Source organism: Streptomyces sp. JW3 (assembly GCF_052216785.1).
GTDB lineage: Bacteria > Actinomycetota > Actinomycetes > Streptomycetales > Streptomycetaceae > Streptomyces.
In genome coordinates this window covers 16,572-30,146 of record NZ_JBQOUX010000094.1, presented here as the reverse complement: position 1 = coordinate 30,146, position 13,575 = coordinate 16,572, and the positions used below count along the sequence as shown (strand labels likewise).

Annotated in this window: 7 protein-coding genes; 5 read left to right on the top strand and 2 right to left on the bottom strand. The window is 69.5% G+C overall.

Translation table 11 applies throughout. The features are described from left to right. Positions 1-244 precede the first annotated feature (244 nt). From ACTT8P_RS29455 to ACTT8P_RS29435, 5 genes are all read left to right on the top strand, one after another. Positions 245-490 carry a hypothetical protein gene (locus ACTT8P_RS29455; protein ID WP_442834813.1) on the top strand — a complete coding sequence of 82 codons (246 nt, stop codon included), beginning with the start codon at positions 245-247 and terminating at the stop codon, positions 488-490. Between the two features lie 38 nt (positions 491-528). Beyond that, complete coding sequence (locus ACTT8P_RS29450; protein ID WP_442834812.1) at positions 529-1,056, top strand: RNA polymerase sigma factor; 528 nt, start codon at positions 529-531, stop codon at positions 1,054-1,056. Between the two features lie 139 nt (positions 1,057-1,195). Next, positions 1,196-1,906: a TetR/AcrR family transcriptional regulator gene (locus ACTT8P_RS29445; RefSeq protein WP_442834814.1), complete on the top strand. Its 711-nt coding sequence runs from the start codon at positions 1,196-1,198 to the stop codon at positions 1,904-1,906. A gap of 788 nt (positions 1,907-2,694) precedes the next feature. Next, complete coding sequence (locus ACTT8P_RS29440; protein WP_442834811.1) at positions 2,695-6,372, top strand: NACHT N-terminal helical domain 7-containing protein; 3,678 nt, start codon at positions 2,695-2,697, stop codon at positions 6,370-6,372. Positions 6,373-6,653: 281 nt separating this feature from the next. After that, positions 6,654-9,773, top strand: a complete 3,120-nt coding sequence (locus tag ACTT8P_RS29435; protein WP_442834810.1) for a hypothetical protein — start codon at positions 6,654-6,656, stop codon at positions 9,771-9,773. A 109-nt stretch (positions 9,774-9,882) separates the two neighbouring features. On the opposite strand, the gene ACTT8P_RS29430 is transcribed toward ACTT8P_RS29435, so the two are convergent. Together ACTT8P_RS29430 and ACTT8P_RS29425 are read right to left on the bottom strand one after the other, a co-directional pair. Then, positions 9,883-11,535 carry a UvrD-helicase domain-containing protein gene (locus tag ACTT8P_RS29430; RefSeq protein WP_442834809.1) on the bottom strand — a complete coding sequence of 551 codons (1,653 nt, stop codon included), beginning with the start codon at positions 11,533-11,535 and terminating at the stop codon, positions 9,883-9,885. Continuing rightward, positions 11,535-13,463, bottom strand: a complete 1,929-nt coding sequence (locus ACTT8P_RS29425; RefSeq protein WP_442834808.1) for a hypothetical protein — start codon at positions 13,461-13,463, stop codon at positions 11,535-11,537. The genes ACTT8P_RS29430 and ACTT8P_RS29425 overlap by 1 nt, the downstream gene beginning before the upstream one ends. Between the last annotated feature and the right edge of the window lie 112 nt (positions 13,464-13,575).

The following is a 13,575-nucleotide window of genomic DNA, read 5'->3' as shown; positions in this document are numbered from 1 at the left end:
GTCCCGCCGAATACGAGACCGCACTCGCAGCCTGACCACCACACCGATGGTGTCCGTCAAAGCGGAACAAGCTCACGTTCTGCGGGAGCAGTCCTCAGTCCACCGGCGGTTCCCTCGCCGCGGACTTCGGCGCCGTCTTCAAAAAAACCGCTCGTACGGCCCCAACCGGATCCGCGTGTGGTGACAGTTACCCCGTGACGACGTCGTGGACGTAGCTCGTGCCCCTTCGGAAGGACCACCGCACATGGGCCTCACTGCCTGCACCCTGATCTGCACTGGAGTCGTGCTGATTCTGGCCCCCACCGTCGTGCACATTCTGTCGAGAGTGCTGTACGAACGGGCGCGCCGTGCCACTCTGGTTGCGGTCGTCGGCCTCGCCCGTGAGGGTGCAGTCCAACTGCTCATGCACCACGATCTCAACAATTGCGATATCCGTGTCGTCTACGTACCTCCGACCACCGGCCTGCCCGAGCACGCGACGGGATCATGATCGAACCATTCCCTGAACCAGCTCCTCCCCCACGATCCGTGAGTTTTGACGAGCTGTTCACCGAGGGGTTCACCAGGACCGTGCGCACACTGGTGCTAATGGGGTCGGACCGGGCCACCGCCGAAGACCTCGCGCAGGAAGCCTTCGGCGTCGCCCTTAAGAAGTGGGACGAGGTCGGCGGCCTCGACAGCCCGTTGGCCTGGGTAGGCAAAACCGCCCTCACCCTGTGGATCTCGCACTGTCGCACCTCGGGTCGGCGCCAGAGCCTCCTGGCGAAAGCGGAACCCTTGTCCACGAGCGCAGCCCCTCACGCGCTCACGACATCGGACCAACGCATGGACCTCGTACGTGCCTTGGGGCAACTTCCAGAACGGCAGCGTGAGACGGTTGTCCTGCACTACATCCTCGACCAACCTGTCAGTGCCATCGCCCGTACGCTGGAAGTAGCCGAGGGAACGGTCAAGTCCCAGCTTCACGATGGCCGCCGCTCTCTTCGCCTCCTGATGGCTGACACTGATACACACCCCATTCGGGAAGGGGGATCGAGTGGACCACACCGAGAGTGACGAGGTTGCTCGTCTCCTCGCGGACGCCGTGCAGGACATCACGCACTCCCCAGAGGAACTTTCGGCGCGACTCGCGCAGTTGAAGGAGCCAGCGGCTCCTGACTCCGCGCCCCTGCCGCCGTTGTCATTGGTACGCCGGATGTCGCCGCCTGCATCCAGTGCCTTCGCATCCCAAGAAGCTGCAGGCAGTGGGCCTGCCGTCCACGGCACCCTTGCCGTGGCCGCATCTATGGACCCCGCAGATTCGCGGAGCGGTGCGACCCGCGACCGCTCAACACCGCTCAAGGTAGACGCCCAGCGGAATCTGGAGCATGTGCTGCGTGCGGCCCGGGAGGTCTTCGGCGAGCTCGGGTACGGGGCCCCCATAGAGGACGTGGCGCGCCGTGCCCGCGTCGGCGTCGGAACGGTGTACCGGCGCTTCCCCAGCAAGGACATTCTGGTGCGGCGGATCGCTGAGGAGGAAGTGTCCCGGCTGATCGAACAGGCACGTGCCGCGCTTGGCCAAGAGGACGAGCCCTGGTCGGCGCTCGCGCGCTTCGTGCGGACTTCCGGCTCAGGTGGGGGGCGCCTCATTCCGGCCGTGCCTCTTCATCGTGACCAGACGGACCGGCCCGTGGAACAGCAAGATCAACTACCTGCTACTGGCATGGCCTCCCTGATGGAGGTTGTGGGCCAACTCGTTCATCGTGCACACGTCTCTGGAGAACTGCGTCCGGATGTCACGGTAGAGGATGTGCTCCTCCTGATCAGCTCATCCCCATCTCCTGCTGGTGATCCGGACCTTGAAGTGGCCAGGCAGGCGCGTCTGCTCGACATCTGTCTAGAGGGCCTGCGCTGCCGCAGCGAGTGAACCCTCAGATGTGAGTCGGGTGCCAGATCCTGGCCCATCCAAGAACGGTGCGGTTCGTTTGTAGTGAATCTCGCGATCAGGCGGGTGAGGCTCTATTCCTGCTGTACCCGCGCCTCGCGCCTGCTCAGTGCCATGCGCCGCGTCACCGGGTCACGTCGCCGTCGACCAGCGCACTCTCACCGTCACCCAGGACTGGCACCCCGGCGGTTCGGAACGCCCCGGCCGACGCGTTCCGGACCGCCTCGAACGTGAGCGCGCCGGCTGGTGACAGCAAGGCCGAGGAGACACATCCCACCGGCACGCCGAGCGCAGACGATGCGGGCTGGCTCCATGCAGTGGGCTCACGATGCCGCGTCCTGCGCGTCGTTGTGCGGGTGGTGTGGCTGGACCTGCGTCTGCCGGTGAGTAGCCGTGGCAGGACCGGCGGAAGGCGGGGACGGCGGTGTGGAAGGCCGTGTGCCGCCGACATCGCGTCCGGCTCGGAGGAGCTGCGCAAGAACGGCGGCGGCTGCCTTCCGGCGTGCGGGCTGTGTGGACCACACCGCGGGCAACACGACGCCCGCGAACACGGAGAACACCAGGGCCAGCACCAGAACCGGTACAGGGGCGGTGAGCCAGGACATGCGCACTCCTCAAAGGGGATGGGTTGTGTCGCATCGACCATGACGGACGGCAGGCCCGGGCCGGGGTTTCGCTGAAAAGTCCCAAAGCAGACGGCAGTTGGTGCAGGTCACTGCCTACGCTGCCAGGGGCCACACTGAATCAGCGTGAACGGCGGGGGTGGGCGCGTGAGCGTGGGGGAGACCTCGGGACCAGTAGCGGTCTTCTGCAAGCTGCTGGGACGCCTGGTGAGCGAGCGCGGTATCCAGCAAAGCGACCTGGCCCGCGCCGTGAACCGCAGCCCCGCCGCCATCTCCATGCTGCTCAACGGGCATCGTTCCACCCTGCCGCCCTGGGACGATGTCGCCCGCATCGTGGAGTACTGCCACCAACGCGCCACCACCCCGCCGTCCGGACTCACCCCCGACCTGGCCTACTGGCGCCACCGTCACCATGAGGCGGAAACTGACGCCGACCAGGCGCCACCGCAGTCACGTGCTGCCAAACCGCCCGCCTTGCCACGCGCCGAGACCCCCCCTGACGACTTTGTGAGCGCCGTGAACGTCCTCATCGGAGAAAGGACGGGCTTCGACCGGCTGGCCGCAGAACTGCTGGAGCCACTGAAGCTGCACGGTGCCATCGTCACCGACCTGAACGCCGTGCTGGAAGGGTTCGCTGACCGGGTACGGGCCAGCTGCGGCACGACCCGCACCGCCTTGCTGCGCGCGGCCGATCTGGTCATCCTGGTGACGGCGTTCTGCGAGGCCGTGGGCACCTCAGGCATCTACTACACGACAGAACTCGGGCACGAGCAGGCCGATCTCACCAGCGACGTGGTGGCCGAGCTGGAGCGTGTCACCCTGGGATCGCAGCGGGTGAGGCATCCCGCCGACCTGCGTGCGGAAATCGCCGCCGCCTATGCCTACGCGGCCGACACCGTGTGCGACGAAAGCGGCGTGAGCGGCCAGCAGCCGGACAGGCTCGCGCGCCGCGCATGGCGCCGCTACCAAGCCCTGCTGGCCCAGGTGACGTGGGAGTGCCCCGAACTGCGCCTGACCTCCGAGACGGAAGACCCGCCCGAAGCCCTGGACCCGTCCGAGCCTGTGACACCGGACGTTTCATCTAGCCGGGGCCTCGCCGGGTTGTCTCGGCTGTTGGGGACCTTCGCCCAGGACAACGGCGCCCCTACCCCGGCGCACCAGCAGCAACTCCGTGCCCCGCTTGCCCAGGTCGAGGAGTCGGGCCCGCGCATCCCCGACCTGGAGGCCGGCTACATCAACCCCGCCTTTCGCGTGGCCGACCGCTCAGGTGACCGCGCCCTGGCCCGTGACGACTGGTGGGAAGCCCAGCCGCTGTGGGACGACCTGGAGGACTTCCTCGCAGCCCATCTGCTCACCGAGGACGCCACCCGTGCGCCGCTGCTGATTCTGGGCCATCCCGGATCCGGCAAGTCGCTGCTGACCAAGCTGATCGCCGCCCGGCTGCCCGCGGCGGAGTTCTTCTGCCAGCGCGTCGAACTGCGTCACCTGCCCGCAGACCTGGGCGTCCAGGAACAGCTCGAGGAGGCCGTGCTGCGCTCCACCGGCCGCCGCACACCCTGGCCCGACGTCACCGACCCGGACTCAGGCGTCGTCAGGGTCGTCCTCCTGGACGGCTTCGACGAACTGCTCCAGGCTGCGGCCGATCACATGGATCCCGCACGCCACTTCGCCTACCTGCAAAGCGTGCAGCAGTTCCAGCAGCGCGAGGCCGACCAGGCACGCCCCACGATCGTGATCGTCACCAGCCGCACCGTGGTCGCCGACCAGGCCCTGACCCCGCATCCCAGCACCGTCATCCGCCTGGAACCCTTCGACGCTGACCGCATCCGCCGCTGGCTCCACGTCTGGAACACCACCAACCGCCGCTACTTCTCCACCCACGCCCTGCAGCCCCTCACATGGGATGTGGTGGGCCGTCACGAAGAACTCGCCGGCCAGCCGCTGCTGCTGCTCATGCTCGCTCTATACGACGCCTCCGGCAACGCTCTGCATTTGCTGCACGGTGAGGACATCCAACGCCTGGGCCTGTACGAGCGGCTCCTGACCGAGTTCGTGCGTCGCCAGGTCACCAAACACAACGCCCTGCCGGCCGACACCGAAGCCGCCCGCGTCGCCCACGAACTGCAGCGCCTGTCCGTCATCGCGATCGGCATGTTCAACCGCCACCGGCAAGGCATCACCGCCACCGACGCCGAAAACGACCTGGCCGCCCTGCTCGACGCCGCCCCTGCCGGCGCCACGCCACTGCTGTTCGGCCGCTTCTTCTTCATCCACGAAGCTCAGGCCATCGTCACCGGCCACGAACGCAGAGCCTACGAATTCCTGCACGCCACCTTCGGCGAATACCTGCTGACCCGCCTTGTCACCGGCGAACTGCGCCATCTCCTGGCCACCACCAGCCCGGACAGCGACCACCCCGTCGACGACGGCCGGCTGTACGCACTGCTCTCCCACGTCCCGCTCACCGACCGGGCCGAAGTCGTACGCAACACCAGCGAACAACTCACTCGCCTCACCCAGGCACAGCGCGAGCATCTGACCTCGCTGCTGACCAGTCTCTTCAACCAGACGCCCGGCGACACCCACCACCGCACCCACGTGCCGTACCGCCCTGCCCTCACGCACCGCACCCGGCAAGACGCCGTCTACAGCGCCAACCTGCTCCTGCTGGCCGTCTTGGCCCACCCCCCTCTCCGTGCCTCCGCCCTTGTGGGCAGCCGCAACACGGTCGACTGGTGGCGCCGCCACACCCTGCTGTGGCGTTCGCAGTTCAGCGACGGATCCTGGGACGCTTTCACCCGCGCCCTGGCCACCGAGCCCTTCACCGATCCCGCCACCGGCCGCAGAGACCTACTGGTGGGGTTGCCCATGCATCAGCCCGAACAAGAACTCGCCTGGACCGTGAACCTCGCCACCCGAGACGACACCACAGCACAGACCTTCCAGCATCTCGACGGCGCTGCCCCGGCCAGCCTGTACCGGCCGGCGGCCTTCACCTACGACCTCGGCGCACAGCACGTGCTGCACGCCGTAGCACCGGTCCTGCACCAGATGCCCACCGCCCTGGAGACCTACCACGGGGTCGACCGCACCCGCAGCCTCTCCCTCGCCCACGCGCTGATCTCCCTGCTGTACCGGCCCGCCAACGATCCCTGGCCGCCCGGCACCCCCTACGCCGAACTCCTTCTGATGCTGCGAAGCCTGTCCGGCGACGAGCGCCTGCTGGCCGCAGACATCCTGGGACGCCACCTTCTCCACGCCGCCGCCGACCTGCCCGCGACCACAGTCATCGACATCCTCGATCAGCTGACCACCATCCAGTTCACCAGCGCTGGCGGCCTGTCCGCCCCGACGTGGCTGGTCCTCGCCCAGTGCGTCAACGACCTCGCCGGACGCCCGGACATCCCGCACGACCAACTTGACCGGATCACACGCCGCTTCGGCCCCGACGCACCCGCCCTCGATGCCGGCGGCGACCCACTGACCCGACTGCTCTGCCTGTTCACCGAGGCCCAGACCAGCACCATGTGGCACGCCGCAGACCACCCACCGGCCCAAGCCGTGCTCACCGAAGGCATCACCCTTCTGGAGCGCATCCCCCACCCCAGACCGCCCCAAGCCGTGGTCGGCCTGCTCCGCTTGGCCCGCGACCTCGGCGCCGACCACTGGCTCGCCCAACGCGCCGAGCTGTTACTGAAGACACTCACCCGTGACGGACTGCACCGCCTGCGACCCACCGATGTCGACTGGCTGCAGCCCCTCGTACACGACGCGACCCTCCTGGGCGAGCTGAACCTCGTCACCCGCCGCTGGCGGCAGCAGTGACGGGCCGGCACAGGTCCATGTGTCACGACGTGAGTCTGTCCAGGCTCCCACCGAAACGGGACGTCTGTATCCCCGTCCCTGCGGAGGGTGACGCAGCCCTCAACGGCCGTACACCGAAGCAGGCCTGCCTCTGGCCTTCCGCTGCCGCCTGCGCGGTCGACTGCCCTGGCTGCCTGGCGACTTCCGCCGTCGTGCACGGCGTGGCCCTGCCCGCCGTGCCGTTGTGCCCCGCCCGTGGGCGGAGCGTCCCGTTGTCAGCGCCGGGCCGTAGGGTCGCTGCCATGGCTGACGAGGAAGCGGTGCGCGACGGGCTGGTCCGCAGGATGGAGGGGGACCACGAACTGCTGGCAGCCCCGTCGGCGACGGCGCGGCCGCTGACGGTGTCGGCGCCGCACCTGCTCAACACCGGAGATCTCCAGTGGGAGAGTGTCGAGCACCTGGTGGCGTGGCTGGCACGGAGGGTGGAGGGCTGGGAGGAGACCTGGCTCTACGGGGAGCGCGGGCAAAACCAGCACGGCATCGACGTCGTCGGTGTGACGGGCAGGAACGCGGCGGTCTTCCAGGCCAAACGACTGAAGGAGTTCACTCCGTACGACCTCGAACACGCGGTGGGCCGCTATGCGCGGGGCAAGCGGCCCTTCGAGGCACGCCGGCTGGTCGTGGTCACCACCCACGACGCGAACCGCACGGAGATCAGTGAGAAGCTGTTCGAGCTGCGCGGCACGTACCCGGACCTGCAGATCGAGTTGTGGAACCGCAAGAGCCTGTCGGACCTGCTGCGCCCGCACCCGGACATCGTGACCGCGTTCTTCGGGGCGGCCACCACTCAGCTGTTCTGCCCGGCACCCCCGGCGCCCGTCCTCTCGCCCGCGGAGGCGAACGAGGGACCCGACGCGCAGGCTCTGTTGCGCGGCCCGGTAGCCCATCTTGGGCTGGACGGGGACCTCGCCGCCGCAGACCAGGCTCGGCAGGAGAATCCCGCGACGGCTGCCGCCGCATACGGCCGGATCGCCGAACAGCTCGAACAGACCCTGTACCGCCCCTACGCCCGGGCGCTGCGCGCCCGGCAGGCCGCTGCCCTGCACGCGGCCGGCGACCCCGACGCGGCCGTGCGTGTGGACATGGCCCGCATGGCCCGCGATCTGGTTGAGGACCGTGCCTTCGAGGCCCGCGCCACCCTCATCCGCCTGGCGGAGGAGCAGGTGGAGGCGGACGATGCGCTGATCCGCACGGTGAACACCCTGGGAAGCCTGGCCGAGTTCGAATTCGAGCACCGGGTCACCCTCGACGACGTCGCCGCACACCTCGACGCCCAACTGGACGACGATCCCAGCGTGCTCCAGGCAGCCACCCTGTTCGCCGAGCACGCCCTGGCAGAGCGTCGGACTGAGCTGGTGACCCAGCGGGCACAACTCTTCACCGCGATCGCCGAGATGAGCGGCCCCAGCGACCTGGACACCGCCCGCCTGCAGGCCTGTCTGGCCGACGCCGACCCCACCGGCGACGCCTGGCGCGAGCTATACCGCACCGCCCGCCACACCTACCCGATTCCCGTCCGCGGCCTGCTCGCAGCCCGCCGCGCCCGCTTCCTGGCCACCACCGCAGACATGCACGGTGCCGTCGACGGCTACTACGACGCGGTCGAACTCGCGCTGGCCGCCCGCACGCACCAGGATGCCGGGGAGTGGCTCGCCGCCCAGCGCCTGGTCCTCAGCCGCAGTGCTCAGGCCCTCAGCGAACGCGAGAAGATCTTCAGTGCCCACGGCTTCGAGCAGGTCCTGCGCCAGGCCAGTCGTGACAGCGTTCTGCCCGCCATCCAGGACACCAGGGCATCGGCCATGTTCGACATGGTGCGGGAGAAGTTCCACGACGCCCGCCAACACCTGCTGCAGTACCGCCGGCGTGCCGTCGCCATGGGCAGTTGGGGACACCAGAACGAGGCCGAACAGCTCCTGGCCCGGCTGCACATGAACGTCGGGAACACCACCGCGGCGATGACCCACCTCATGAACTCCGGCGCAGCCGGCACAGCCAAGGCCGTGAGCACCTTCATCCCGGACCTGCCCGCCCAGGCACTGGACTGGCCCGCACCCGAGGACCTGGCCGGCCGCCCGGTGTGGGAACGCGCCTGCGCCTTCGCCATCACCGAACGCATGGCCGACGCGCTCACCGACACCTCAGCCAGGACATGGATCGACGCCGCCCTGAAGGAAGCGGCCACTGAAGCCGCCCGCGGGGCCGGCCTGGCCACCCTCACCGACGCCGCCTGGGGCGCCCTGGCCAAACTCGCCCCCGCGGCCATACCCGCCCAGGCACAACACACAGCCTCCCTGGCCGACCCGGCCGCCGCCCCCGCCCGCTTCACCACGGCACGTGCACACGCGTGGGCCCTGGCCGCGGTTTCCGAGGCACACGGCACGCAGGCCCCCGCAGCCGTGGAACGGCTGGCCCGGGCCGTGCTGAGCAACAGCGACCTCATCAGCACCGTCGTCAGCCACGGCGAGGACCTGTTCAGGCGCCACCCGCAGATCGTCGCCCAGGCCTGCACGGCCCCGGCACGCCAAGGGAGCCTCGACGCGCTGCGCCTGCTCCTGCTGGCGGGAGCCGAACCGGTCGTGTGCCGCGAAGTCATCGCCGGACGGCTCGGCCGGGACCCCGGCGCCGAGCCCGGCGACCGCCCGCAGCTCGGCCCCGCGGAACTGGTCCTGCTGGGCGAACAGGTGCTGCCGCCCACCGTGCTCACGCCCTGGGCGCCGCGGCTCGCCGCACAAGTGCAAGAGCCCACGGGGCAGGGCGGACAGCGCTGGGTCCTTGACGCGATGACCGTGGCCGCCTCGGCCCTGCCCCGTGACCAGCAGCAGCCGTACGTCGACCTCGCCTTCCGCGCTGCCCGCGGCGAACTCGCGGCCGGCCAGGGCGAGGAACTCACGCGGGAGCACCCTTTGGACCGCTTCCGCTTTCGGACGGGGCCGTCCCTGCTGCCCCAGCAGTCATTGGTGAGTGCCGCACGGCTGGCGGGCACCGACCCGGACACGGCGGGCAGCATCGTCACCCTGGCCCTGACCCAGCTCCGAAATGCCACCGACGCGGAAGCGCGGCTGATCGCGCGAGCCCTCAATCACCTCGCACCGCGCCTTCTTCCCCCGCTGACCACCCTGGCCGTCCACCACCAGCCATGGATCCGCTGCCTGGCGACCTCCCTCAGCAACGCCGACAGCACTGGCCTCAGCCTGTGCAGGAACCTCCTCGCCGACGACCCTGACTGGCGCGTGCGCGTCAATCTCGCCCGGAACCTGCCCGACGGACACAGCCTGCTCGCCCGGATGCGACAGGACGTCAACCGCCAAGTCCGCCAGGCAGCCCAACGGACCGCGCGGCTGCCGGCCCCCACCGACACGTAGAGCGCTTCCCGCCGGACTCGTCATCCACGCTCTGGGGCTGGACAAGCCGCCGCGTCTGGCCGGCGCGCTGGTCACGCGGCTGCGGGCGGGTCTCGTTGGCGGAGGAGGGCTATTCCAGGGTGGCGATGAGGGGTGCCCACAGAGGGTGGGAGTTGGCCGGGACGACGAGGTGTGCCTGGTGGCGGGCGCGGGTCATGACGACGTAGAGCAGCCGTGAGCCGATGGGGAAGGGTTCGCCTTCGGGGCCGTAGTACTCGTCGTCGGCCAGCAGCAGGATGGTGGTGTCGGCTTCGCGTCCCTTGGTCTGGTGGAGGTTCATCACCTGCACCGGCCGCGGACGCGGCCGGCTGTCACCCACCAGAGTCTCGTCGCGGGCACGGTGGAGTTGTTCGGCCACCGCCGTGATGCTCTGGTCTTCCTTGAGCAGGCGCAGTGCGCGGCGGGTGGTGGGGGCGGCCTGGAGCCAGGCCTCCTGGCCGCGGAAGGTTCCGATGCGTGCGTAGGCGCCGGTGACAAGCTCGGCAAGGCGGTCGACGTCGGCGTTCGGGCCGATCCCCGCCGAGCGAAGATCCTGCGCGAGCGCACGCAAGGCACGCTCCAGCGCGGGGTTGGACCTGTCCAGCATCTGCCGTGCGAGATCGGAGAGTCCTCGGCCGCGCAGGCACGCGGTGACGAACACGGCGAGCGCCCGCCGCACCTGGGCGGGCTTCTGCCCGAGCGCGTGGTGGATGAGGGCGAGTTGGGCCGAGAGGGCTTCTGCATGGGCCTCGGTGAAGCCGACCTGTTCGTGGATCACACCGGCTGCGGTGAGGGCGTCGGACAGGGAGGTGGTGGCGATGTTGGTGTGGGTGAAGATGCTGACGGTGTGCTTCTTCTGGCGGGCAGCCCGGGTGAGCTCGATGACCTGCGCGTAGCCGCTGTCGTCCGTGATCCGTGTGACGGTAAGACGTCCTTGCTGGGCGGCTGCGCGGAGGGCGGGGTCGGTGAAGCGGCGCTGGCGGGCGGCTTCCGCGGCGGCGGGCAGCACACCGGAGGGGTCACGGTAGCTGGCGGCCTGCAGGTTGATGCGGCGGGCGCCGGGCAGGGCCATGGCGTCCGCGATCCGGGTGGCGGGGTTCACCCCGGGTTTGAACGAGCCCTCGTAGATGCTCTGGTTGACATCGCCCAGCAGGATGCGCCGTGCTGCGGGAGCGATCTGCTGCAGGAACGCCCACTCGGTGGCGTCGGTGTCCTGGAACTCGTCGCAGATGACGAGGGTGTAGCGCCCGGCGTAGTGGTCGCGGACCTTGCTGAGGGCCAGCAGTCGGCGGGCGGCCGGCATCAGCTGGTCGTACGTCAGCCCGGGAGGGGCCCCGGGCACGGTCTGGTTGGCCTGGCTGAGCACGCTCTGGGGAGGCGGAAAGCCGTGGTGCGCGCCGAAGCCCGTGATAACCCTCCAGGCGAAGCCGTGGAAGGTCGACACCTCCAGCCGCGGCCGCAGCTCTCCGATGACGTTCGTGGCCCGGTCGATGATCTGGGCGACGGCGGTGCGCGAGAAGGAAAGGAACAACACCTGTGTCGCAGTCGGCAGTTGGGCGCGTTGTCCGCGCCGGGCCGCCTCCTGCCGCAGCCGCAGCAACTGTTCGTCCGCTGCTTCCAGGTGGGCGCGGGCGGCCGCGACCGCGGTAGTGGTCTTGCCCGTGCCGGCGCCGCCGCTGACTACCAGCACCTGCTCAACGCTCTCGATCACCGCACGCTGGTCCTCGCGTGCCTGATAGGCCATCAGGCACCCGCCGGCCGGGACACGGCGGTCACATCGATCAGTTGCGGCCCGCTGTAGGAGGGGTCGGCGGCCAGTTCCAGCAGGGCCAGCGTCGTGGAGATCACCGGCGGGTGTGGTGCGTTGGGCTCGGCGTAGAGGGCTTCCAGGAACTGTTCGTGCAGGCCCTGTTTATGTATCACCTTGCACAGGTTGGTCACTGCGGCCTCGGTGAGCTGGCCGCCCATGGGGTCGGGGATGCCGTACTCGGTGAGCGTGGCACTGGCGTCGGCGAGCGCCTGCAGCGGGAGGCCGTCGCCCATGGCGCGCTCGATGGCGCCGGGCGGCAGCCGGACCACCGCATCACACGCGGCCTGGATCTTGGCGAGTTCGTCGCTGGTCTGGTCGCTCTCCTTGTCGCGGTCGATCACCGCCAGGACGCGGAAACCCAACTGGCGTGCCAGGCTGGCGACGCGGGGAATCTGGCCGATGCCCCCCTCGCCTCCGGTGCCGGAGGCGACCAGCCGCACCCCGTGGGCGGACAGGGGCAGGGAGGAGGTAGGTCGGCGGCGATCGACCATGCTGAGTACGGCCACGTCGTGCGGGCCCTCGGTGATGGCGACCGTGGGGGCGGTCAGCGCGGCCAGAAGCTGGGTGTGCCACTGCCGCATCGCGACCAGTGCTTTGCGGTCCATGATCCTGGTCAGCTGATGGTGGGAGCGGACGCCGCCGTGCCGCACCAACCGGATGACTTCGGTGGGCTCGAAGGCCCTGGCGGCCTCAGGCCGCCGGGTGGACAGCCACACCTGCCCGGAGCGGGCGCGCAGCAGGGCCGCCAGATGCTCGGTGGCCGGAGCATCCAGCTGGTCACCGAAGTCGTCGGCCAGCACCACGGCTCCGGGCACGGTGGCCAGCAGCATCGCCTCGGCCATCGACAACACCGCGCTGACCGTGCTGCCGTGCTGGGCCAGCCCGAGCATGCCGCCCGTGTCCAAGTGCAGCGCCGCGCGCAGGGTCCGCAGCAGTGCGGCCACCGACCCGTCCTCGGTGCGGAAGCCGACCTGCTCCGCGGTGACCGGAGTATCGCCGATCCGTTCCCCTGTCCCGCCGATCGCGAGCACCGCGTTGACGGCTTCGGCCACAGCCGGACTGGCCGACAGCGCTGCCACGGCCTCTGCGACGGCCTGGGCCAGCGCATCGAAGGCCGCGGTACCGGCCTTGGCGTCCCGCTCGTCGAGGATGCGCCGCAAACCCGCACCGGCACGCAATTGCAGAGGCTGGCCGGCATCGAGGGTGATCACCGGCAGCATCCGCCGGGTGGCGGCAGGAACCCGGGAGTACTGGCCGAGCGCCGGGTTGCTGCGCGCCGGGAAGTACACCACCGACTCCAGCGTCTCGGCTTCCTCGTCATAGCTCAGTCGATAGGCCAGCCGCGCGCACAGTGGAGCATCCGCAGACGCATCAGGATCCTCACTCGCACACCCGGAGTCCTCCAGCGGTTCCAGGACTCCATCGAGCAACTGCTGCACATCGGGATCGAGATCGGTCAGCGTCACCTCGACCTGGGCGGCCTCCACCCGCTGCAGCACCGCAGAGGGAGGCTCCCGTGTGTCGACGTTGTCGCCGGACGCGTCCTGTCCTGCTGCACCTTCCGTGCCGGCGGCATCGGCGGCTGGCACTTCGGCGACGGCTTCCGCCTCTCCCTCGACCGCGTCACCGCCTGCCTCAGCCGGCGCAGCGTCGTCGGCACTGTCCAGGAGGACCGGCCGCTGATGCAGATCGGACAGTGCGGCACCACGCGCGGCATCCGGATCCAGGACCCGGGCAAGGGCGGTGATCAGATCGGTACGTCCGGAGCGGGGGACTCCCGCCACCAACACATGACTGCCCGGACGCACATCAAGGCGTCCCCAACCCCTGAAGCCTTCAATCAGCACCCGTGTGACACGCACACAAGCATCTTTAACACGTCATGTACCTGCAGTCTGCCCCTTGCGCCGAATCACCCGGACAAGAACGTGCTTCTCTGGCCCGAGACTTGGCTCTCCCGGTCCGCTGCCGGGT